Origin of the sequence: Psychrobacter fjordensis, assembly GCF_904845995.1 — a bacterium.
Taxonomy (GTDB): domain Bacteria; phylum Pseudomonadota; class Gammaproteobacteria; order Pseudomonadales; family Moraxellaceae; genus Psychrobacter; species Psychrobacter fjordensis.
Genome location: NZ_CAJGYP010000001.1, coordinates 1,277,534 through 1,301,291, shown reverse-complemented (window position 1 = coordinate 1,301,291; position 23,758 = coordinate 1,277,534). Strand labels below are relative to the sequence as shown.

Sequence of the window (23,758 nt, the reverse complement as noted above, 5' to 3'; positions counted from 1 at the left end):
CTATTAATAGGTAACATTGCGTAGCAAACCCTAATAGCAGACCAAAAAAAACACGACCGCAATCGTGTTTTTCTTATATTTCTCGATAAGCTTTTAGATGACTAGGGCGTGTCCTCATTTTAAAAATGGTGATAAAAATGAGATAAATCGCAGTCAAACAAGGAAAATAGCGCAGATAATATCGAGATATTAGTCAGCTATTTGACGCCGTTTGGCAAGATTTAGCCATTTTTAACCCATTTAGATAACTATCGATTGAATTGAGGACACGCCCTAGCACAAGATCAATGACTGCCTATCAAAACTTGCTGATTAACATCTGTTTTGGTCAACTCTAAGTTTTGGATAAAGCGTCCTTCGACATCAGTAATCGTGATTTTCCAATCATCTATTATGACGCTCTCACCTTCTAGATCACCCACGAAGCCAAGTGCCTGCATGACCAGACCGCCCATCGTATCGACATCGGTATCATCAAAATGACAGCCAAGCTCATCATTACAGTCTTCTATCACTGTAGACGCCTGAACACGCCACGTATTTGGCTTTTCAGGATCGGCGATAATATTATTGATATCACTGTCTTCATCGAAGTCATCATGCTCATCGACGATATCACCAACGATTTCCTCGAGCAAATCTTCCATAGTGACCACACCGCCAAAGTTACCAAACTCATCGACGACAATGGCCATATGCACCTGCGTACGCTGTAGTGAACGTAACAAGGTGTCAGAACGCGCAGTCTCGCTAATATATAGCGGCTGACGCACCAAATCTCTGAGACGTTTACTGTCTATTTTATCTTCTTGGTCACGCACCATATGGACGAGAATAGGTATCAGATCTTTTGCCAAGAGGATACCAATAACGGCATCATCATCTTGACTGTCAAATACAGGATAGCGCGAGTGTGTGGTCTCAAGAATGATATCCATCACTTCGGCAAGACTGGTGCTCTCATGCAGACCAACCACTTGCGGGCGCGGTGTCATGATTTCACGCACTTGTGTCGCAGGCAAATCAAGCACGCCTTCTAACATATCGACAGTATCAGGCTCTAAGAATTGACGCGAGTCTTGTACCAAACGAATCAATTCATCACGGGTTTCAGGGGCGGTCGATAGCCAGCGTTTTAAGCCGCGCATCGACCAACTACTCGGGCTGGGAGTGTCGTCAGACATGGTGGTGTGATTTAACCTCTTTAGTTAATAAAAATTTAGTTAATAAAAATCAAAGTAAGAACAAACAACAGGTAAAACGTAGATGGGGATAAAAACTATAAACAAAATAGGTCACGTATCATTAATCCAGTATTAAATCATAAACAAACCACGAAAAATTAGCTTCACTTTATCTTATGACTCACCGACATTCAACGATAAATTCACTCAAATTGTATTGTCAGTGTGTTATGAATTTTGCTATGGTCAAAGCCTCAATCCACTAAGAAAAACGCTATGTCGCTACGTTCTGTTTTTTCTCGCCTGCTTTCACCCCGCTCCAATCATCATCGTTCAGATAACGACATGGCTCGTGGTGGCGTAAATCATAGCGGCCTAGATGATCCTAATGTAGATAACAGCAACTTAAATATGCATAACGTAGACAGCAGCCCTGTGAATGGCACTCCGTCAAAGCCTACGTGGCGACATTATATTGTACAGTGTCTAATCATCATCACTTTATTACTATCAGCCATTTGGTTGCTGCTTGCTATTTGGTATCAGTTTGGCGAGCGCTCGGCCATCACTTGGCTAGCAGGGATAATGATCGTTGGTGTGCTGACCGCATTGCTCAAAAGCCGCTACTGGCCGAAAAGTACTAAGCAATCAGATAAACAGCCCTTAACGACTAAAGCAAAAACTAGCAGCAAAACCATTACTAAACGACTGACCGCTTTATATGCTGCGATTTGGTTTTTTGGCATTGGCTGGTTTTTTTCTATTGAACCGCAGCAAGAGCATGACTGGATGCCCGAGGTCAGCCAGCGCGTCTCTTATGAACGCGATGCGACCAATCCTGATTTGATTACCCTGACCAATATTCGTAACTTTGATTGGCATACTGCCGAGGAGGCCACCGAGCATTGGGATACGCGCACGATCGATATGTCTAAACTCTCTGGCGTCGATGTCATCAACTCTTATTGGATGGGGCCATTGATTGCTCATACGTTGGTCAGTTTTCGCTTTGAAGATGATCGACCACTGTCTTTTTCATTTGAGATTCGTAAAGAAAAGGGTGAGTCATTTTCTGCCCTAGCTGGGTTTTTTAGACGCTACGAGCTCAGCCTGATTGCTGCAGAAGAACGCGATATTATCTACACACGTAGCAACGCGCGCGGCGAGCAAGTTTATCTATTTCCTGTTAGCAGCTTGCAGCAACACGAGGTTAAATCACTGTTTGAGTCTTACTTGACTGCTGCCGATGAGCTGAATGCAAAGCCTGCTTGGTACAATACGTTAGTCAGCAACTGTACCAATATTATTTTTTATATGGCGCGTATTGTTAGTGGGGATCGTCTACCGTGGGATTATCGAATTTGGGTCTCTGGCTGGCTACCGAACTATCTATATAATGTCGGCATGTTAGATGCCGACCCAGAAAGCAGTGGTCAGCCGTGGTCAATGGATACGTGGTACGAGCATACCTATATCAACCCAAAGGTTAAAGGGTTTGATAATCAAGTGAATCTAGCGTCTGGCCTTAATGGTCGCGAGTTCTCTGAGCAGATTCGTCAAGACATTCCTATCCCGCCACTGGCCGACTCACAAGATAGCGCGGAAGCAAAAGCCAAGTCTACGGCTCAGGCTTCTAAATAAAAAAATCCGGCATTTATACAGGGTTGACGAAGATTGGCTAAGGGTTTACCCAATTAACCACCCGATCTTCCATTTCTTCATCAGACATGCCTGTTTCAGAGATACAGCGCCCCGCCACACCGACATTAACAGCGCGCATTTGTTGTTGCGTGGCCACCGCATCTTGGGTCAGTAATAAATGCCAGCTTGGCAAGTTTTGCCCTTTATACAATCGCTTGTAAGCGCAGTGCGATGGTAGCCACATCATCTGCGGCAAGTTATCCATGGTCAATTGAATACAATCTGGCACGTGCTCTTGACGTGTCGCATAGTGACCACAGTATCCTGTCGCACAGTCCATCAGCTGACAAGTGACATCGGTATATTCGACTAGCTCTTCATCGACATCACCATTCTCATCTTCATCGATGTACTTAATTAAACAGCAACTACCACAGCCATCACATAACGCTTCCCATTCGCTATGGTTCAATTCATCTAGCTTAAAGCGTTCCCAAAACTGTGGGCGCAATGTCTCAGATGCTTCATTTGATTCGCTGTCAGAAAACAAGCTCACGATTGGTTTTGGTTCTGATTGCACCTGCGAAACAGTAATACCAGGTAAGTTATCAGCGGATTTGGTCAACAAATTTATAGTCATAGCGTCGCAGTAGCATTTTGATAAAGAGCGTTACACTATTATAGCTGTTTTTGCTGATTATGGGCGTTAAGGTAGTACAAGTTAGAAAAACGAACTATTACAATGATAAATAAATAAAACTCACAACATAAAAAAGGACAATAACATGTCAATTAAAACATTTGAATTAATCAGCACTACCGAAAATGGCATCGAACTTATTAGCTATGTGGCATTGCCAGAAAACGCATCAGACGATAATTCAGTGCCAGGTATTTTAGTCGCACCAGAATGGTGGGGCGTGGTCGAACATCCAAAATCAGTGGTTGAACGCTTGGCAAAAGCAGGTTATGCAGCAGTAGCAATGGATATCTATGGTGAAGGTAAATTGACCACCGATGCAGCGCAAGCCAATATGTGGATGGAGCAAGTACTTGCTGATCAAGACATGCTGATGGCACGCTGCCGTTTGATTCTTAACGACTTCAGTGATCAACTAGCTGTCGATGGTGACAACTTAGCAGCGATTGGTTATTGCTTCGGCGGTAAAATAGTCCTAGATATGGCACGTGAAGGCATGCCATTAAAAGCGGTTGCCACGTTCCATGGTAATCCGTCAGCGAAACAGCCAGCAGACAAAAACTTCACTGCAAAAGTTTTGGTCGCCCACGGCCGTGATGATTCGATGGTCTCAATGGATGCCATCGAAGGTCTAAAATCAGAGCTAGACGCAGCCGATGTTGACTATACTATCGATGTCTATGACAACGCTAAGCATGGGTTTACCAACCCGCATGCTGATGAGCGTGCTGCCAAAAATGAAGTAGATCTTGGCTATAACGAAGCTGCTGCAAAGCAGAGCTGGGAGAACATGCTTGAGTTTATGAAAGCTAACTTGGCATAAGTTGCAATAACGGAGAAGCCTAAAATCTCTCTGTATATCGGTAAAAACTAACTAGCAAATAAAAGAAAAAGAAGGGCCGCTTAGTATTTAAGCGGCTCTTCTTTATTTATAAACAACCGTTCATCAATAACATTTTGATTGATGCGCAAGGAGAGTCTTGTACTTATAGATAAATAACGTCATTATCACTGCATTATAAATTGTATTAAGTGATAAAGATGTTTTATATATTGAACCAGTTGGGCTGGCTGGCTTTTACCGCGTTATTAATCGTTGTGGTTGTACTCTATGTCAGAATAAATCGACAGATTGGACAACTACGCCGTGATGTGGGCAAACTACAAATTCAGCTTAGAAACCAAAGAAACAGTAATGCCAGACGCTCATCTGTTCAACCAACTGACAACTTTATCTCTAGTAATAATCATGTAATAGCAGACAGCGCTGTTGACACTGCTAAACTGAATACAACCAATGACACAAATACCACCGTGCATGCATGGCCACCATCACGCCCAACGACGCCTCAATCTAGCCTACAAGACAATGCAGTATCCAGCACTTCTACTACTGGCATGAACGAAACGTTGAGCGTCATAAAAAGTAAAACGCCAACTGCCGCTATTCAGCCGGACGAAAGCTCCTTGCCGATCGTCACCTCGCTATTCCACTCGGTCAAGAACTGGTTCTTCGGTGGTAATCTAGTGGTACGGGTCGGTGTATTGGTACTACTGGTGGGCGTCGTACTATTACTGCGCTTACTGAGTGATTATATTGAGATTCCGATTGCCTTCAAGCTGATGGCAATCGGTGGCGTAGGGTTAGGATTGGCGGGATTGGGGCTGAAATTAACCGCCAAACGCTTTTCTTATGGTATTACTTTACAAGGCGCAGGTTTAGCCATTGCATATTTGAGCACCTTTTTTGCATACAGCGTTTATGAAATCATTCCGAGTTTACCGAGCTTTATCGGACTTGGGTTATTGTCCGCTATCACCATTGCGCTCGCCGTCCGTCAGAACGCTTTTCCTTTAGCCTTACTGTCATTATCTGGTGGCTTTTTCGCACCGATTTTGACCAGTGATGATACTGGCAGCTTGGTGGCCTTGTTCAGCTATTATCTATTATTGAACGTCACGATTGCCGTCATCGCTCATTATCGCCCGTGGAAAATATTGAACTTATTCGGTGTGACGGTAACCTTTGGCTTGGCCTACTACTGGGGCATAAGTGAGAACTTAACTGCCATCATTGAGATACAGCGTCGGCCATTGGTATTGCTGGTTGCTTTACATTTAATGTTGTATCTCTTTGTCGTGATTCGCTATGCACAACAAATCATTGCCTATAACACGCTCAATGAAAAAGATCTCAGCCATACCGATAGCGCAGATGACATAGAGCATTTAAACGAAGTCCATGTGGGCAGTAGCACGTATCTATTTCCCATTGATACCGGCTTACTGTTTTCAGTACCGCTACTGGCTTTTGGTTTATTTTCTGCTCTATTAGAGGATATTCCTCATGCTTTAACTATCGTTAGTGCGGTTTTAGGCGCGGTTTACCTTGGTTTAGGTTGGCTATTTATCCAACGTAGCCAGCGATATGCATTAATCACTGAAGGTATGCTGGCGTTAGGGTTTGGATTTTTGGCCTTAGTGATTCCGTTGGCACTCGATGCAGAATGGATTGCCTTTGGCTGGTCCGTACAAGGATTGGCCTTGGCATGGTTTGGACGACGCTCACTGCGCGCATGGTCGGTATTATTCGGTGTGTTATTACAGCTCATTAGTATCGTCATGTTGATGGCTACCATCGTATTCTCTAGCAATGATTATCCGATTTTGGCCTTGAGTATTTCAGCGATTGCTTATCTAGCCACGGTATTTATCTTGCGCGCCAGCAACTCGCCAGCGATGTTGAACGACCACTTGGATGCCGGCTTAAACGCAAACTCAGACAGTTCTCTAGCACATTTTAAAGAGCAAAACACCACATCAGACTCAATCACGACATACGCCAGTGCATTGGGTATCAGTGACCAAGCCGCGCAGCAGTGGCTGACTTCGGTCAATAGCCAAAGCAAAGTGTTTGGCCTCGTTTGGCGCAGCCCTAGATTGATATGGTGTCTGACCTTGACGGCTGTGGTATGGATGCTGCAAGTTTTAGTACTGGATTTGAGTCATTGGTTTGAGATTTGGCAGCTCGATACGATGACGATTGCATTGGCTGCACTGGTGAGTCTTGCTATCTATTGGAGTATCAACCGCTATCAGCCATGGGCAGAAACCAAACAGCTGAGTCATGGGTTGCTATTATTGTTTTATCTGATGCTAGTACTGCAACTACCGCAGAAGTTTGAGCTGAATTTATTATGGTCATCAGCAGAATGGCTGGTGTTTGCCAGTTTACTCGTTGGTTGGCTCACGGTTGGACAACTGTGGTTAAAGGTCTGGCACGACGATGCCAGTCTATCGCGCTATGATGGTACGAGTTGGCTGGGCGCTGGCATTTTAGTCATTGCGGCGGTGGCACATTATGGTCTGCCCGCCTCTGCTGGCGTAATGGCTATTTTGATTCCAACCATTTTAATACTAGCAGGATTGTGGTGTGGTTATCGTTATGGCAACTATCGTCAGACAGACACATCAATCAGTGAAACTTCAGCGCATGGATTGCTGTACTGGTTTGATTGGCAACAAGCATTATTAAGCTGCGCCACTATCTTTGCGCCGATTGCTTTAGTGTGGGTTGTTCTTACTAATTGGTCTTACGATGGTGTAATTTGGGACTTGTCATATTTCCCAATACTGAATTTATATGACATGACCTCAGGGCTAGCACTATTGGTTGGCTTTAGTATTTATTACCTGAATCAGCAGTATAATAACGAACAGCCAGACCAAGAAAACGCAGTCATCCAAAAGAATATTCAGAAAGTATTTACCGCTCATAATTTACTGATTATTTTAGGACTTGTTGGCTTTTGGCTGATATCTAGCATCCTCATCAGAACGCTTCATGCCTTTATTGACACACCATTATGGTATGCAGGTGCTTGGCAAAGTGAGCAAGTGCAGACTGGACTAACCATGTTGTGGACGCTCCTTGCCTTGGTCGCCACTATCATCGCTAGCCGCTACTGGCAGCGTGCGCTTTGGTTTATGGGTATCGGGCTGTTGGGTGTCGTCGTCCTCAAACTGGTCTTGGTCGACCTGTCACAGACCGAGGCCATTTGGCGAGTGATATCTTTCCTTGGCGCGGGTAGTTTGATTCTGCTCATTGGTTATTTGGCACCACTACCACCCTCGCACGATGAAATAACGGATAAGACGTAACCATAACCTGATCACGACCTCACATGATGGTTGAGTGAAATTGTGGCGTGAGCAATGTGGTTCTGTAGTAAACTGAGCACCATTAGAAAGTAAACGTTGATTGTTTTACTTTTAGCATTTTTTATAAAAGGTTATGAAAGCAGATGGATAAGAGAGCAAGTATTCAGTGGTTCCCTGGGCATATGAACAAAGCCCGTAACGAAATCAAAGAAATCATGCCGCAGATGGATTTGGTCATCGAGGTCATCGATGCACGTATCCCTTATAGTAGTGAAAACCCAATGGTCGCGGCACTACGCGGTGAAAAACCAGTCATCAAAATCCTGAACAAAGCTGATCTTGCCGATCCAGAGTTGACCCAAATATGGATGGATTATCTCGAGCAACAAAGCGGTGTCAGAGCCATTGCTTGCGATACCGAAAAAGCCAACGACGTAAAACGCATCATCGCCATTTGTAAACAGCTCGTTCCTAACAAAGTCGGTACGGGTCGTCAAATCAAAGCCATGATTATGGGTATTCCAAACGTTGGTAAATCAACGTTGATTAACACCTTAGCAGGGCGCGCTGTCGCAAGAACCGGTGATGAACCTGCCGTGACCAAATCGCAGCAGCTAATCAAGCTAGACGATGACATCATGCTCTATGACACGCCTGGTATGCTATGGCCAAAAGTTGAAAACGAAAACTCTGGCTATCGTCTGGCAGCAACTGGTGGTATTCGTGATACGGCTTTTGATTTCGCTGATGTGGCGAGTTATACCGCTGAGTATTTAATGCATGCTTATCCTGAGCTGCTAAAAACCCGCTATAAAATTGAAGAACTACCAAAGACCGATTGGCAGTTTTTTGAAGTCGCTGGACGCAATCGCGGCTGTGTACGTTCAGGCAACCAAGTCGATACGTACCGCATGTCTGAGATTCTAGTTAACGAGCTACGTAGTGCCAAGCTTGGGCGTATTACGCTTGAGACACCAGCCATGACGGAAGCTGAAGAAATAGTGGTCGCTAAACAGCGTGTCACAGCTGAAGAAAAGAAAAAAGCCAAAGAAGAAGAGAAACGCTTACGTCGTTTGAAAACTAGAAAGAATCGTAAATAAATCTCATAAAAAATATCGGCTACCATGAACCCATTAATACCCTCTGCTAAAACCATTCAAATCTATCTACCAAAAGGCAATCCTCGCGGGTTGCGCTTGGCAGAGATGACTACGCGTACCGTGCGTCTTATTGAGATTCCACGCATTCACATTGATGACTTTTTTGCGATGCCCGATGCTAATCAAGTGGGCTTGTATTTCTTAATTGGTGAAACAGAAAGCACAGAAAAACCTTTGCTTTATGTTGGGCAAACTGGTGACCTTAAAAGGCGTCTCAATCAACACGATGATAAGGATTTTTGGACACGGGCTTTTGTCATGCTATCGACCAACAATTCCATGACCCAAACCCATGCGCTGTACATGGAACATAAGGCTATAGCAACTGCTACTCAAGTTGGACGCTATAAAATTAAAAATGGAAATAGTGGTAATCGACCGCATACGCCTGATCCATTAAAAGCTGACTGCGAAGAACTATTTCACACTCTTGATGTTTTATTATCAACATTAGGGCAACCTGTTTTTGAGTCTTTGAGTATCAATTTTTTTAACAATGAAAACATAACTGCTGATGCCTCTCATGTTAATCAAGTGGCAAAGCAGACTGACAAAATCTCTCATTATCCTGATCCCATATTATTTTATTGCAAAGCAATAGATGCCGAGGCGCAAGGCTATTATAACAATGATGGCTTTGTAGTATTAGCAGGTTCATTGTTACGTAAAAAGCAAATAAATTCAGTAGGGAAATGGGGAGCTCGTAAACAAAAAGAGATGATAGTTAGTAATCTTTTAGTTGAATATGATAATAAGTCTTATAAACTCAAAGAAGATTATCTCTTTAAAACACCGAGTGGCGCAGCTCAGATAGTTACTGGACGTAATGCTAACGGTTGGTTGGTATGGAAAAATGAATCAGGTGAAACTTTAGATAGTGTTTATCGCTAACGCCTTTAATCCCAAAATGCGACCCTCATATAAACTTCTTACTTTTGAATTGTTCGCCCATTGCCTATGACAGTTATTAATTTTATCCATGCCGATACTAACCTCAATTCCTTCGCCCCACGCCTACTCGATTGGTTTGCCGAAAATGGTCGCCATGATTTACCTTGGCAACAGCACCAGACCGACACGCCCAACCCTTATATTGTTTGGTTATCAGAAGTCATGCTCCAGCAAACACAAGTGACCACTGTGCTACCCTACTTTGCACGTTTTATGACGTCGTTTCCGACCGTGCAGGATTTGGCAGCAGCAGACTGGGATACTGTAGCAGAACATTGGGCAGGGCTTGGATACTATGCGCGTGCGCGTAATTTACATAAAGGTGCCAAGCAATTGGTCGAAGTAATAGCTGAGACGGGCGAGTTTCCGCAGACGCTCGCAGGATGGGAAGCGATTTCAGGGGTCGGGCCGTCGACTGCTGGCGCAATCATGGCAATGGGCTTGCACCATTATGGCGTCATTTGTGATGGTAACGTCAAACGAGTCATCACGCGTTGGGCAGCGATTGACGGCGACATTACCAAGTCTGCTACGACTAAAGAACTGTGGGCATTGGCGGAACGATTAACGCCTAGCAAGCATTCCGGATTATTTGCACAAGCGACAATGGATATGGGCGCGACATTATGTACCCGTAGCAAACCTGCCTGCCTATTATGTCCACTGAAAGAAGATTGCCTAGCACACTCGCAAGGTCGCGAGACTGATTATCCAGTCAAGGCAAAAAAACAACCCAAACCCAGTAAATTTAGTAATGCATTGCTAATCGAAAGTGTCGACGGTGACATACTATGGCTACAGCGCCCTGACAATGGCATTTGGGGTGGACTCTGGAGCTTACCTTTGCAGTTCGTAGAGAAAATTGAGGGCAAAGCGAGTGGCAACACTGCTAAAAAAGTAGACGCTAGCGATGATAAACCATCAGATGTGCCAAATGACGTACGTAGTAATGAAAAAGTATATGAGGCAGAATTTACCACCGCTGAGCAAATCATCAATGAGTGGCTTATAAAAAATGAACTGGTGGCAAAATCAGTTAGTAATACCTTGCTTGATGAAGCGCCTATTAAGCACTCATTAACACATTTTCATTGGTGTCTGACGCCGCAATCAGTAACTCTAAATACTAAGCAAACTGCCGAAATCACCAAAGCACTGCAAGCTGCCGACATTAATATTAACTGGTTGAACGCTGATGATGCTCAGGCAACCCTTGGATTGCCACGGGCGATGGTTAAGATTTTAGAATAACCATATAATCCATGCCTCCACACCAATCATGCTTGAACCAAATACTCAAAGCTCGTCTTGCATGCCATAAAAAAAGCGACTCACTATCAATAGTGAGTCGCTTTTTCTTTAGTCTTTATAATATAGTTAGCGCTAAGACTTCGGCACACGTAAGCGCATTAAGCCTTCTTGTTGTACCGTGGCGACCAGCTTACCATCTTGCCAAAACTGTCCGTGGTTTAGCCCTTTCGCATTGGATGTCGTGTCACTCCACATGTCGTACAGCATCCAGTCGTTCAAATCAAAATCACGGTGAAAATGCATTGAATGATCGATGCTCGCCGCTTGTAGACCACTGGTCATAAAGCTGACGCCATGCGACATGAGTCCCGTGCCAACCAAGTAAAAGTCAGACGAGAACGCCAATAATGCTTGCTGAATCGCCACCGGTTGATTTCCCAACTCGCGGATACGTAGCCAGTTCGCCTGCTTGGGTTTCATAGGTTCTGGGCTGATCGGGTTACGGGGTTTGACCGGTTTAATCTCTACATGACGGCGACGCATAAATCTTGATTTTAAGGCTTCTGGTACTTTGCCCACATTTTCTTCTTTTAAATCTTGCTCAGTCAGCAGATCTTCTGGTGGCGGATAGACCGGCATATCTTCTTGATATTCAAGCCCCTCCTCCATCGGTGAAAACGAGGCAATCATCGAAAATATGACTTGCTCAACCGGTGGCTTACCACGCACTTCTTTGTACTGAATTGCGGTCACTTCACGTGCAGACAGACTACGGCCATCGCGCAATCGACGCACCTGATAAATCACTGGTTGGTTGATATCGCCGCCGCGCAAAAAATACCCATGCAATGAGTGACAAGGTTTGTCTTGTTCGAGCGTATGCGCTGCCGCCATGATGGCTTGTGCCAATACTTGCCCACCAAAAATACGACTGCCCACATAGTCATGGCTCTTACCCTCGAAGACATCGGGGGTAACTTCGATAAGTGCCACAGTAGCCAATAACTCATCAATCAGTTGCAAATAATCGGGCATGACAATATGTTTCCTTATTTTCATCAAAAACGCACAGCACCTCACGATATCAATAGGCTATATCGACAGGTCCTTTGTATTTGTACTTGAAGTTAAAATAATATGAAATCACTTGCTGAATGTAAACAAGAGAAATTTTAGAACGAAAATACGGCCATAGCAGCACTAGTATTTATTATAAATAGAAAGCGATAAACATCTTACCCAATATCAGTGGCTTTGGCTAGCGACTGACAGGCCACTCGCGAGTATCCATTCGTTTATTCAACTTAAACAGTAAAACGAGGCGCGTTATAACGCCTCGTTTTACTGTTTATTTTAAACTTATGGCTTCACAGCTACTAGCACACGGATAGAGTCAGGTACTAATGACAAGTTGCTTAGTGCTTGCTCGCCTTGCGCTTTTAGTTGCTCTAAACGCTCAATCTCTGCAGGGCGCACGTTAGGGTTGATGGTTTGGAGATGTTGTAGACGTTTGATTTCACGTGACCACTGTTGGCTAAAGCGCGCGCTTGCTTGCTCACCAATCTCAGCCAGCTGCTGACGGGCAATATCCTCAGCTTCATAATAACGCTGCTCAATCACATCACCACGTACTTTAATCACTTGGCGTGCACGGTTTTTATCCAAACGCTCAATGTGCGGCATGATCATCTCAGCGCTGATACGTGCTGATAAATCACTGCCCTGCTCACTGATAAAGACACGGATATTTTGCGTGGTCAATGTCGCTGGTAAATTCAGCAGTTTTGGTGCTATCGCTTCTACACGGAAATTCACTTCTAGCAATACCATACCTTGCGGTACAGCAGCGCTTTTCAACATCGCAACTGTCGTATTACCAAAGGTACTGGTACTCGCTAGCTCATAGATAGCACGCATCAATGGATGCTCATGAGTGATGAATTCGATATCTTCACGCTGTAGCGCTTGATCACGCTCGAATGTCAACGTCATGCCGTCTTCGTCACCAAGTGGCAAGCCATCGATATAGTCACTAATTTCAGTGCTATCAATCGGTGCGATAACCCATGAGCCATCACGCTGAATATTATGATCGATATTGGCCGAAGCAAAGAAACGCTCAATAAATTGCGGCAATAGGTTGTGACTATCAAAGTCACGCATGGCGTCAGCGATACGCCCAGCGACACGTGGGCGGCACGAGTTATATTCTAGCAGACGATCGCGACCAGCTTGTAGCTGTGCTTCTAGTCCCAATCGTGTCTGTAGCGCTTCTGCGATAACACCTTGTAAGATGACTTTGTTTTCGGCCGTATCTGCACCTTCAAGCATTGGCTTTAGATCTTGAATGTACTGCTCTTGCACGCTCTGCGCTGTCGGTGAAATCTGATTGAACATATTGAGCGCATCGTTATACCACTGATACAGACGCTCTTGCGCCGTGCCCTGTACATAAGGCACATGCAGCATGATTTGTTGCGTCTGACCGATACGATCTAGACGACCAATGCGCTGCTCCAAAGTATCTGGATTCGCAGGCAAATCCCACAGGATTAACTGACTCGCAAACTGGAAATTACGGCCTTCTGAACCAATCTCTGAGCACAATAATATCTGCGCGCCTTCGCTGTCTGCGAAGAATGCGGCTGCTTGGTCACGCTCAAGCAATGTCATCTGCTCGGTAAAGATAGCTGTCTTAATGCCTGCATGCAGACGTAATACCGCTTCCAAACTCTCTACCGTCGCGCCACTACGGGCAATTAACAGGACTTTTTGATGTTTAAGTTCGCCGCGCAGAATATCAACCAACCAAGATACACGTGGATCATCTTCTAGCCAGCCACCATCAGGTTGATTCTCTTCGCCCCATAGCTGCTCACGCAATTTACCATTGGTTTGATAGCTGTTTACCCATGCATCAGGTAATGGCAGCGGATAAGGCTGGCTACTACGACCATAAAACCCTTTGACACTCTCACGGGTATTACGGAATAAAATACGCCCAGTACCATGACGATCTAACAGCTCGTTAAGTGCATAGGTACGCAGTTTTTCGTCGTCATTGATCCCTGCCAACTCATCAGCACCGAGCGTAAGCAAGCTACTCAAAGCAGCGATTTGCCCTTCACTTAATGGCTTATCTTCTATCAGTACACCAGCAACCGTTGCCGTCTCAGCAAAAGCGGCTTGACCATCGATAAACTCATCTAAATCATCAAAACGATCCGGATCGAGCAAGCGCAAACGCGCAAAGTGACTCTGTGCACCAAGCTGCTCAGGTGTCGCCGTCAACAGCATGACGCCTGCCGTCTCTTCTGCAAAGTCAGCAATCAAGTCATATTTATCGTTGCCGCCCTGTGCCTCATCCCAATGCAAATGATGCGCCTCATCGACGACCAATAAATCAAACCCTGCATCCATCGCTTGGTCATACAAGTCAGGATGGTCAAGCAATAGATCCATACCAGCGATGATACATTGCTCGGTCGCAAAGACGTTCTGCTCAGGATCATGCTCTTTAATCGCTGCTGTACGTACCAAGTCAAACAAGGCAAAATTTAGATTAAAACGGCGACGCAGCTCAATCATCCACTGATATTGCAGACTATCTGGCACTAGAATGAGCACGCGCTCAGCCTTGCCAGTCAATAGCTGCTGATGAATAATCAAGCCGGCTTCAATGGTTTTACCCAGTCCCACTTCATCAGCGAGTAAGACACGCGGTGCAATACGTTTACCGACTTCATGAGCGATATAGAGCTGATGCTCAATGATATCGACACGCGCACCCATCAGACCTTTGAGTGGATGACCAGCCAGCGCTGATTGCATACGCAAGATATCTTGACGCAGCTCATACCAATCGCCACGTTCGATACGGCCAGCGAGCAGGCGCTCAAGCGGCTTGGCAAGCGTGATGTTGGCAGCGAGACGAGTTTCCATGATGCCGCGCTCGTGTTCATCGACACTATATTTGAGCACGCCCATCACTTCATCGACAGCATTGACCGTGTAGCATTTGCCGTCTTGGTCATAAATGCTGTCACCAGCTTTGAACACCACGCGCGATAGTGGCGCAGAGTTTTTGGCATAGACGCGCGTCTCTTCGCTTTGCGGGAATAAGATATGCACACATCGGTCGTCAACATCGATGACCACACCTAAGCCAAGCTCAGACTCCGTATCAGATAAATAACGTTGACCAACGGCGAATTCAGTACTGTGCAATGAAGCGATAGAGATAGTCATAGGGCGATGTCTTTTGTACTCAGGTAGTAAGAAATTAGATAGATAGCTTAGAAAAACAGCAATGGCGGCTAATGACCGCTAAATAAGGTTATTCACACCGTAAAATGTCAAAAAGACATAAACGAAGTGCCACAACATTAATCAAGCCAGCCGTTTAGCCGACCATTATATAACGTTAGCGGGTAGATGAGTGCGTTAAGTTGACTTTTCAAGAGCAGATTCATGCAAGATTATGTCAATGCTAAGCATAAGTTGGTCTTATAAAACAATAAGATAACGACTCGCAAGTATATAAAAAACATTTACATCATAAAATTGTTTCTATACTGTTACTTTATGAAAATAGATGTCTTTTTTGTTACGTTGATTATTCATATTTATTATTAATAAAAATATCTAGTGACCTAATATCTAAAACTAGTTTTGTTCAAAACTGTACGAATATCGCTGCTTTTATAGGCACTTAACCTGTAGATAAACATAACAGTTAGGCCTTAAAGCTATTCGCTTGACCTTTTCTTTTAGCCCCTTTGATATTCAGATTGAGGACACGCTTTAATAATCACGGCTCTTTTTCTACCAAAAAATACTGCTGATGGTATTTTTCGTACTTTATATAATTCAAGGATGAATACATTTATGAGTGCCTCCAAAAAAGTTGGCTTGCTCAACCAAGTCAGTACCCAAGTGACCGTTATTTTGTTTCTTGCTTTTGCCGTTGTTCTTGCCGTTGTCGTCTATATTGTCGAAAAAGAAGGTTATGAAAAAATTCGACTTGAGTCCGGAAAATTAGTGGCTCAACGAGGTAATACGGCAGTCAATAGTATCTCCTCAGATGTCAATCGTGTGATGCGTAGTGCGTTGCAGTTACAGCAAAGTGCCCAGACACTACCACTACAAGAAAGTATTTTGCAAGCCAGTACTGCCAATGCTTTTGATAAGCGAGACTATAGCTTGCTAGGCAGTGGTGGTATTTGGCCTGATATTGGTGCGCTTGGTGATGGCGCAGCTACTCATCCATTCTTGATGGTACGCCAAGATGGTGATTACCGAGCCATCCTAACCGATCCAAATCCTACTAATCCTTACTATAAACAAGACTGGTTTAATAAGGTAAGAGCCCTCAATCCTGACGGTTGTATTTGGGCTGATGTGAGCCCCACTCAGACCAAAGGCGAGCTTGCTATGAGCTGCGGCGTGGCTATCGAGCGTGACAATCAATTTTGGGGTGTGAGCACAGTAAACTTTACACTTAATCAATTACAAGAAAACATCGTCAATCTGAGTGAAAGCTCTGGTTCAGGTTATATTTTATTGCTTGATAATAGTAATAAGGTCATCGCCTCATCCAACCCAGAAAGCCTAAACTACATCGATGAAGACACTGGTACACCGCTTGATATTAAGCAAGTGATTGACTCAGACCCTGCTTGGCAACCTATCTTAGATTTTTTAGATACTCAGCATAGCGATATCATCAAACAAGTTGCGGCGAAAATCTCTCCAGAAGCTCAGCAAATCATTGCAACACTTAATAAAACAGAAGCAACTGCTGTTAGTAGCTCTGAGCTTATCAACTATTCGGCTTATGTGAATGCCAGTGAAAACCATCAAAGTACGATGGACAGTCGCCTATTGCAAAATTTCGAGTTAACCAATGACAACTATTATAATGGTAGTCAGGCGTATGTTTTCCAGATTCCTGAAACCTACTGGAAACTCATCGTGGTACAGCCCGACTCTGCCGTCAATGCCATTGCAGATAACTTAAGCAAAAACTTGATCAGATCAATCATGTTAGCGCTACTTATCACCGTTGTGCTGATCTATTTCATGCTGACATTCTTGGCATTTAAACCATTGAAAGAGACCACAGACAAAATCTCTCTCGCTGAAAAACTAATTGATGATAAGCAATACAATAAGCTCAGCGAGGTCAAATTTGCGGGTGGACGTAACGAGATTGGTCTAGTTAACCATTCTATTAATGAGCTACTTCATCGCATTCAGTCTAATGAAGGTAAGCTTGCCAATATCAATCAACAGCTAGAAGTGAAAGTTGAAGAGCGTACCGCTGAGTTGCAAGACACCTTAAAAGAGCTAAAAAACTCACAATTGCAATTGATACGTTCTGAAAAAATGGCCACGCTCGGTCAGATGGTTGCAGGTGTTGCTCATGAAGTAAACACACCTTTATCCTATGTACAGAATAACCTCGAAATCATCGGGCAATTGACAGCACAATATGAAGATTTGATTGCTTTGGTGCAAGGGTTGAAGTCACTTAATACTAATGAAGCAGTGCCTACCACTGAAATCGAGAAATTATTGGCAGATATCGTTCGTGCCTCTGATGAAATCGAAGAAGATGACTTATCAGATGAGCTCAAAGAGCTGATCAAAGATTCCTTATTTGGTGTAGAACAGATTACCGAGATGGTACTCAACTTGCGTAATTTTGCACGTCTTGATGAGTCAAAAGTCAAAACGATAGATGTTCGCGAATGTATAGAATCTTCGCTAAAAATCGCTGGTAATTCTATTAGACATCAAGAGATTGTCACCAACTTTGGCACAACGCCTGAAATCAAATGCTCACCATCGCAAATCAATCAGGTGCTGGTCAACCTATTGAACAATGCCTCGCAAGCCATGGATGGCAATCCTGATGACAAAATCGAAGTGCGTACCTACGCTGATGATATCAACGTTTATATTGAAGTCAGTGATAACGGTAAAGGCATGAGCCAGTCCGTATTGGATCAAATCTTTGAGCCGTTCTTTACCACAAAAGCAGCAGGTGAAGGTACTGGCCTCGGCATGGCTATCAGTCAGCAAATTATGGAACAACATAATGGTGCGATTCAAGCCACCTCAACCGAAGGCGTTGGCACGGTATTTACCCTAACCTTGCCCATCGATAATAATTTAACAGAACAAAATATGTAAGCATAAGCGAAACGTTAATTATATTGTCAGTGCAGCGCATAACCGAGCTGCACTGATAAAAGGAACAATACCTATAATTTAGCCCCTACTATTCATCGTAAGGATACGAACATGAATGAGATTGAAGACAATATACAGCCATCTGCTCTAAGTACTGAACCTAAACCAAAAATTGCGTTTATCGATGATGAAAAACGCATTTTGCGCTCGATGAAACTGCTCTTTCGCAAAAGTCATGATGTTTTCATCACCACTGACCCCAACGAATATATTGATTACATCAAAAACAACCACGTGCATGTGGCCGTCAGTGACCAACGTATGCCTGAGCGTGTTGGTGTTGACATATTACGAGAAGTCAAAGAAGTTTCACCATCGACCATGCGTATTCTGCTTACTGGATATGCCGATCTGAATGCTATTATTGGCTCTATCAACGATGGTGAAATTTATCGTTATTTGACCAAACCGTGTAAATCTGAAGAGCTTCAATCAGTTGTTGGCCGTGCTACCGAAATTGCTTTGACGTACAATCCTGATGAAAATGCAGATCAAATCGACAGCTCAGATAATAAGCAAACACTGTTGGTCATAGATGAGAACGACGAGCTGATTGAGCAAATTCGCAAGCAATTTTCAAACAGCTATAAAGTACTACATGCAACCAGTTTAGAAACTGCCTACGATTATCTTGCGAACTATGATATTGGAGTTTGTATCACAGATATTAATGTTGCTGGTGAGAATATCGCGCCTATTATCTTCACCTTAAAGCAAGATGCACCGCACCTAGTGGTGTTAGTACAAACACAGTTCCAAGATGCCAGTTTATTGATCGATCTTATTAACAAAGGTCAGGTATATCGCTGCTTACCAAAACCAATGCGTGCCAGCTTGCTAGAAATTAGCGTCAACCGCGCGTTCCGCCATCATAGCAATCTCAAAGCCAGCCCTGATTTGGTCAAACGTCACGAAGTAGAGCACGACCCTGAAAATGATATTCGTATTGATTTAAGCAATCGAGTGCGTAGTTTTATTGGTAAATTGCGCAAGCGTTTTTCGCTATAGCCTGTTATTTATAAAAAACAGCCACGGCGAAACCCTTATAAAAAACCTTTACATCAATTATGGCGTAAGGGTTTTTTATCATTTTATCTCTCATATTAAAAACGTTAAGCACCAGACACCTCATCTATAACTGATACCTCGCAGTTTTTGACTCATAGTCGCTCAGTAGGTCAGCTTCAACTTTCCACGCATTATTTTTGATTACTGCTTCTGATCGTCGCTTTAATACCATGTTTTTAATCAACCGCTTTTGATTGACCAAGGCAACATGCTACATTACCTCGATAATCATTAAAACAAACTTTAAAACACCCATTCGATAAGGAATAACCATGCAAGCGGTTTTTTTAGACAAAGGTACTTTTTCTGAGGGCATCGACTTACCTGCCCCAACAGGCATCAGCGACTACGTCACTTATAACGACACTCCAAAAGATACTGCCGTTATTTTAGAGCGCTGTAAAGACGCCGATATTATCATTACCAATAAAGTTCAGATTAACGCTGAAGTAATAAGCAAGCTGCCCAAGCTTAAACTCATTCAACTGACTGCCACTGGTATGAACAATGTCGATCAAGACGCTTGCAATGAGCACGATGTTGCGCTGTTCAATGTTGCTGGTTATGCAGTCAAAAGCGTGCCCGAACACACATTTATGCTTATGCTAAATGCAATGCGCGCAGGCATTCATTATCATCAAAAAGTCTCTGATGGCACGTGGCAAGCAAAGGGGGATTTTTGCCTGCTTGATATTCCGCTAATAGATTTGGAAGATAAAACGTTAGGTATTATCGGGGTTGGCACCATCGGTAAACGCGTCACCGAAATCGCGCGTGCCTTTGGTATGACTGTATTGTGGGCGGAGCAACAAGGACGTGCACCGCGCAATGACGACTATACAGCATTTGAGGACGTACTTGCTCAGTCTGATGTTCTGAGCTTACATTGCCCATTAAATGCACAAACTCAGCACCTTATTAATGCAGATACTTTAGCAAAAATGGCCAAACAGCCGCTCATCGTCAATGTCGCTCGTGGTGGTATCGTCGATAGCCAAGCGCTGACCAATGCGATTAATAAAGAGCAAATCATTGGTTATGCCAGTGATGTGTTTGAGCAGGAACCTATTGCTAATAATGATCCGCTATTGAGCTTAAAGAACCATCCACGTGTCATCTTTAGCCCGCATAACGCTTGGGGCAGTAAAAGCGCACAAGAGACACTGTGGCAGATGCTAAGCAAACAAGTCGCTGATTTTATCAGTACGCATTAAAGGACAACCACTCATCAAATCTAACGACTGAATCGTAGCCAATCATCTTTTATTTTACGGTATTTGAGCACTATTCGGTCGCTGAGATAGTTGTTTGTGACCCGCCAAGGATAGATATCTCCTTGCTTGGGTAGCTCGTGTTGAGCGCGCTTAACATATCCTGATGATAGCGCGCCCATCACAGTCTCTGATTGGCTATGGGCCGTGCCATGCTCACTCTGCGCTGTTGCTAATACCACTTGATAACCATGCTTATCCATATACCCAAGCAGCCGCATCACATACTGACAGGCCAAATCAATCTTTAGCGTCCATGAGGCGTTGGTGTAGCCGAACAGCACTGCCATATTGGGCACATTTTCAACCATGACTGCTTTATATGTCATGCGTGTACCGATATCTACTGCCTCTCCATCGATATATACTTTTGCACCACCCAGCATTTGTATCTTTAGCCCTGTCGCTGTCACGATAATATCTGCATCGAGGTGTTTGCCAGAGTTGAGCATAATACCTGTCTTCGTGAAATGGCTTATTTGATCAGTCACTACTGTTGCGCGTTTACCCTGTAATGCTTTAAATAAATCACTATCTGGTACTGCGCATATCCGTTGGTCCCAAGGATTATAATCGGGTACAAAATGCGCCACATCGACATCGCTGCCTTTTAGTTCTGTTTTGACGCCGCGCTTTAATAGCGCTTTCATAAATTTGGGGGCTACTATAGCCGCTCGGTAAGTACCTTGCTGTATGAGTACATTGCGGGTACGCAATACCGTATAAGCCTGCTCTTTTGATAAAGGTGAAAACTTGCCGGATAGCCAATCAAGCGCATAATCATCGCCTGGCACGCTCGCCACATAAGTGGGTGAACGCTGCAGCATAGTGACGTGTTGCGCGCATTGCTCAGCTTCTTCATCTACTAACGCTGGCAGCAACGTCATCGCCGTCGCACCACTCCCGATAATGACTATCTTTTTATCTTGATAGTCCACATTATGCCAATGCTGCGGATGGACTATCCGGCCTTCAAACGCTTCTTCTTGATCAAAATGAGGCTTATAACCTTGCTCATAATCGTAATAACCAGTGGCACCAACGACGAACTTGGCTGTTAGAGTAAACACTTCACCGCTAACATGGTTTTTTACCATGGCCGTCCATCGTTGGCTGCTACTTGACCAAGAAAGCTGCTGCACCTCATGCTGATAACGAATATGCTCAGTGATACCAAACTCCTGCGCCGTATCAGCAATATAACGCTTAATATCCCCACCTTTTGCCAAAATCCTATGGTTCAACCACGGCCTAAAACTGTAGCCAAACGTCAACGCGTCAGAGTCAGAGCGAATGCCGGGGTAAGTAAATAAATCCCATGTACCACCCAAATCTGCACGTTTTTCTAAAACCGCAAACCGCTGCGAGCTTTTCTGCTGCTGTTTTGATGATTGACGTTTACGTTGATTTGGGCTTTTATGATCAAACATTCCTTTGTGTTTCTGCTGCTGCAATCGGCAAGCCATACCTATACCGGCAATTCCTGCGCCGATGATAAGTACTTCATAATCTACTGGCATGTCTAAGCGCGCCTTTTTAGATTGAAAGCATCTCTTCACTGCCTGCCTTGCCGCCTGCTTTGCTACTATGATATCAAGCATAATACCGTCCTTGTTTTTGCATGATTTATCTAAAAAACTTGGTTAAAAAGGACTTGGACTTTCCCAGTCCATCCACGCACCCAATACAGGATGCTTTAGACGTAGATGCTGTGCATGCAGATTGAGCCTTGATGCGATCTCTAACGCAGTCCCTTCAGCATAAATAGGGTCACCAATCATCACATGATCAACATGCACCATATGTACACGTAGTTGATGGCTACGACCGGTAACCGGCTTTAGCATCACTCGTGTCACTGCATGACCATTGCACTCCTCATGAGCCAATATTTCATACATGGTTAACGCATGCTTTGACCAATCGTGGTCGACGATATGGCGCGGTTTGGTCGCAGGCTCGTAGCGTACTGGCACTGATATTTTGCCAGTTGCACCAACACTCTCCCACTGGCCAAAGACACGGGCTTGGTATTTTTTTTGCGGTAAACGCTCAATAAACTGCTTACTGATATGAGTTTGTGCTGCTGCGTTTTTTGCAAAAATGAGCAAACCTGAGGTATCCATATCAAGACGATGAATCAATTTGACCGCTGGATTGACGCGCTCAAGCCTTGCTAGCAAACTCACATTTAGCGTTTTACCATTGACACTTAATAGCCCTGCGGGTTTATCAACCACCCAAATATCGTCGTCCTCATAGACCGTAACGTCTCGTGCAAATGCTTGAAAAAATTCAAGCAGACGGGCATTTTCTTGAGCATTAAGGGCATTGACTTCTTCATCAGTAAAAAGCATAAAAATGGGCTACTTATATTAGGGCGTAAAGGTAAAAAACAGACTTACTTATGGAATAAAATGTGAGGCAAGCGGCAATTTCAAGCGTAAAGAGATGCGTCAGATGGATTAAACAGTCGCAACCATTCTATCAAAAACGCAGATAGCAGAATCAACTGGCAGACAGAATATAATTCATATTGCCCTATGTCGATTTATTGTGCTAATGGCAATTGTTAAACAATTTAACCAGCCTGCATCTGTCAAGTTTGAGCAAACATGTTAATATAATGGCACATTTTCACCACTTCTAAACGATTCTTTGGTCACTCATCACGCTACTATCTAACCAAGATATAATATGATGCATGACGATAGAAATAATAAAACAAGAGAGAAAACTATGTCAGATCTTATTTTCCATACCACCGATGCAGACTTTGATAAAGACGTACTAGAGTCAGACGTACCAGTATTAGTAGACTTTTGGGCCGCTTGGTGTGGTCCTTGTAAAGCCATCGCTCCCATTTTAGAAGATTTAGCCGCTGACTATCAAGGCAAAATCAAAATTGTTAAGGTAGATGTTGATAGCAACCCCCAAGCGGCTAGCCGTTTTGGTATTCGTAACATCCCAACCCTGTTTGTATTTAAAGGTGGCGAAAAAGTTGATTCAGTAATGGGTCTACAGCCAAAAGCTGAATTGGCAAAAGTATTAGACAAGCATTTATAAGCTTGTGATAGCTAAGCATATGTTAGAAATCGCAATGTAATAGAAGAA

General features: G+C 43.9%; 16 protein-coding genes. 10 read left to right on the top strand and 6 right to left on the bottom strand.

Going from position 1 to position 23,758, the window contains the following annotated elements; all coding sequences use genetic code 11:
- Window positions 1-284: 284 nt before the first annotated feature.
- Complete coding sequence (locus JMW61_RS05465; RefSeq protein ID WP_194197958.1) at window positions 285-1,184, bottom strand: CBS domain-containing protein; 900 nt, start codon at window positions 1,182-1,184, stop codon at window positions 285-287.
- Window positions 1,185-1,460: 276 nt separating this feature from the next.
- Between JMW61_RS05465 and JMW61_RS05460 the strand changes: the two genes are divergently transcribed.
- Complete coding sequence (locus JMW61_RS05460) at window positions 1,461-2,825, top strand: Lnb N-terminal periplasmic domain-containing protein (protein ID WP_201549877.1); 1,365 nt, start codon at window positions 1,461-1,463, stop codon at window positions 2,823-2,825.
- A gap of 37 nt (window positions 2,826-2,862) precedes the next feature.
- Here the strand turns inward: JMW61_RS05460 and JMW61_RS05455 are convergent, their stop codons facing one another.
- Window positions 2,863-3,465: a YcgN family cysteine cluster protein gene (locus JMW61_RS05455; RefSeq protein WP_201549876.1), complete on the bottom strand. Its 603-nt coding sequence runs from the start codon at window positions 3,463-3,465 to the stop codon at window positions 2,863-2,865.
- 145 nt (window positions 3,466-3,610) lie between these two features.
- On the opposite strand from JMW61_RS05455, the gene JMW61_RS05450 reads away from it, so the two are divergent.
- The 5 genes from JMW61_RS05450 (at window position 3,611) to mutY (ending at window position 11,048) form a co-directional block, all read left to right on the top strand.
- Window positions 3,611-4,348, top strand: coding sequence for a dienelactone hydrolase family protein (locus JMW61_RS05450; RefSeq protein ID WP_201549875.1), 738 nt, complete (start codon window positions 3,611-3,613; stop codon window positions 4,346-4,348).
- Window positions 4,349-4,566: 218 nt separating this feature from the next.
- Entirely contained in the window at window positions 4,567-7,686 is a 3,120-nt protein-coding gene (locus JMW61_RS05445; RefSeq protein ID WP_201549874.1) for a DUF2339 domain-containing protein, read from the top strand.
- A 143-nt stretch (window positions 7,687-7,829) separates the two neighbouring features.
- Window positions 7,830-8,786, top strand: a complete 957-nt coding sequence (gene ylqF / locus JMW61_RS05440; RefSeq protein WP_197102049.1) for a ribosome biogenesis GTPase YlqF — start codon at window positions 7,830-7,832, stop codon at window positions 8,784-8,786.
- A gap of 24 nt (window positions 8,787-8,810) precedes the next feature.
- Window positions 8,811-9,737 carry a GIY-YIG nuclease family protein gene (locus tag JMW61_RS05435; protein WP_201549873.1) on the top strand — a complete coding sequence of 309 codons (927 nt, stop codon included), beginning with the start codon at window positions 8,811-8,813 and terminating at the stop codon, window positions 9,735-9,737.
- 66 nt (window positions 9,738-9,803) lie between these two features.
- Entirely contained in the window at window positions 9,804-11,048 is a 1,245-nt protein-coding gene (mutY, locus tag JMW61_RS05430; RefSeq protein ID WP_201549872.1) for an A/G-specific adenine glycosylase, read from the top strand.
- A 132-nt stretch (window positions 11,049-11,180) separates the two neighbouring features.
- Here mutY and JMW61_RS05425 read toward each other — a convergent pair whose 3' ends face one another.
- A complete protein-coding gene (locus JMW61_RS05425) occupies window positions 11,181-12,083 on the bottom strand; it encodes an acyl-CoA thioesterase (RefSeq protein WP_197218095.1) in 903 nt (300 codons plus the stop codon).
- Between the two features lie 324 nt (window positions 12,084-12,407).
- Window positions 12,408-15,296 (bottom strand): RNA polymerase-associated protein RapA, encoded by a 2,889-nt coding sequence (rapA, locus tag JMW61_RS05420; protein WP_201549871.1) that lies wholly within the window; start codon window positions 15,294-15,296, stop codon window positions 12,408-12,410.
- A gap of 639 nt (window positions 15,297-15,935) precedes the next feature.
- On the opposite strand from rapA, the gene JMW61_RS05415 reads away from it, so the two are divergent.
- The 3 genes from JMW61_RS05415 (at window position 15,936) to JMW61_RS05405 (ending at window position 20,587) form a co-directional block, all read left to right on the top strand.
- Entirely contained in the window at window positions 15,936-18,245 is a 2,310-nt protein-coding gene (locus JMW61_RS05415) for a sensor histidine kinase (protein WP_201549870.1), read from the top strand.
- Window positions 18,246-18,356: 111 nt separating this feature from the next.
- Window positions 18,357-19,313, top strand: a complete 957-nt coding sequence (locus JMW61_RS05410; protein ID WP_201549869.1) for a response regulator — start codon at window positions 18,357-18,359, stop codon at window positions 19,311-19,313.
- A gap of 332 nt (window positions 19,314-19,645) precedes the next feature.
- On the top strand, window positions 19,646-20,587 hold the full coding sequence (locus tag JMW61_RS05405) for a D-2-hydroxyacid dehydrogenase (RefSeq protein ID WP_201549868.1): 942 nt from the start codon (window positions 19,646-19,648) through the stop codon (window positions 20,585-20,587).
- 20 nt (window positions 20,588-20,607) lie between these two features.
- Here JMW61_RS05405 and JMW61_RS05400 read toward each other — a convergent pair whose 3' ends face one another.
- Together JMW61_RS05400 and JMW61_RS05395 are read right to left on the bottom strand one after the other, a co-directional pair.
- Window positions 20,608-22,164 carry a flavin-containing monooxygenase gene (locus JMW61_RS05400; protein ID WP_406947822.1) on the bottom strand — a complete coding sequence of 519 codons (1,557 nt, stop codon included), beginning with the start codon at window positions 22,162-22,164 and terminating at the stop codon, window positions 20,608-20,610.
- Window positions 22,165-22,287: 123 nt separating this feature from the next.
- Window positions 22,288-23,001 carry an RluA family pseudouridine synthase gene (locus JMW61_RS05395; protein ID WP_201549866.1) on the bottom strand — a complete coding sequence of 238 codons (714 nt, stop codon included), beginning with the start codon at window positions 22,999-23,001 and terminating at the stop codon, window positions 22,288-22,290.
- Window positions 23,002-23,383: 382 nt separating this feature from the next.
- On the opposite strand from JMW61_RS05395, the gene trxA reads away from it, so the two are divergent.
- Window positions 23,384-23,710 carry a thioredoxin gene (trxA, locus tag JMW61_RS05390; protein WP_194197946.1) on the top strand — a complete coding sequence of 109 codons (327 nt, stop codon included), beginning with the start codon at window positions 23,384-23,386 and terminating at the stop codon, window positions 23,708-23,710.
- The last annotated feature ends 48 nt before the right edge of the window (window positions 23,711-23,758 follow it).

Bases quoted from the DNA above. Each gene is read 5' to 3' on its own strand.
- JMW61_RS05465 (WP_194197958.1), bottom strand. From the start codon at position 1,184: ATGTCTGACGACACTCCCAGCCCGAGTAGTTGGTCGATGCGCGGCTTA.
- JMW61_RS05460 (WP_201549877.1), top strand. From the start codon at position 1,461: ATGTCGCTACGTTCTGTTTTTTCTCGCCTGCTTTCACCCCGCTCCAAT.
- JMW61_RS05455 (WP_201549876.1), bottom strand. From the start codon at position 3,465: ATGACTATAAATTTGTTGACCAAATCCGCTGATAACTTACCTGGTATT.
- JMW61_RS05450 (WP_201549875.1), top strand. From the start codon at position 3,611: ATGTCAATTAAAACATTTGAATTAATCAGCACTACCGAAAATGGCATC.
- JMW61_RS05445 (WP_201549874.1), top strand. From the start codon at position 4,567: ATGTTTTATATATTGAACCAGTTGGGCTGGCTGGCTTTTACCGCGTTA.
- ylqF (WP_197102049.1), top strand. From the start codon at position 7,830: ATGGATAAGAGAGCAAGTATTCAGTGGTTCCCTGGGCATATGAACAAA.
- JMW61_RS05435 (WP_201549873.1), top strand. From the start codon at position 8,811: ATGAACCCATTAATACCCTCTGCTAAAACCATTCAAATCTATCTACCA.
- mutY (WP_201549872.1), top strand. From the start codon at position 9,804: ATGACAGTTATTAATTTTATCCATGCCGATACTAACCTCAATTCCTTC.
- JMW61_RS05425 (WP_197218095.1), bottom strand. From the start codon at position 12,083: ATGCCCGATTATTTGCAACTGATTGATGAGTTATTGGCTACTGTGGCA.
- rapA (WP_201549871.1), bottom strand. From the start codon at position 15,296: ATGACTATCTCTATCGCTTCATTGCACAGTACTGAATTCGCCGTTGGT.
- JMW61_RS05415 (WP_201549870.1), top strand. From the start codon at position 15,936: ATGAGTGCCTCCAAAAAAGTTGGCTTGCTCAACCAAGTCAGTACCCAA.
- JMW61_RS05410 (WP_201549869.1), top strand. From the start codon at position 18,357: ATGAATGAGATTGAAGACAATATACAGCCATCTGCTCTAAGTACTGAA.
- JMW61_RS05405 (WP_201549868.1), top strand. From the start codon at position 19,646: ATGCAAGCGGTTTTTTTAGACAAAGGTACTTTTTCTGAGGGCATCGAC.
- JMW61_RS05400 (WP_406947822.1), bottom strand. From the start codon at position 22,164: ATGCCAGTAGATTATGAAGTACTTATCATCGGCGCAGGAATTGCCGGT.
- JMW61_RS05395 (WP_201549866.1), bottom strand. From the start codon at position 23,001: ATGCTTTTTACTGATGAAGAAGTCAATGCCCTTAATGCTCAAGAAAAT.
- trxA (WP_194197946.1), top strand. From the start codon at position 23,384: ATGTCAGATCTTATTTTCCATACCACCGATGCAGACTTTGATAAAGAC.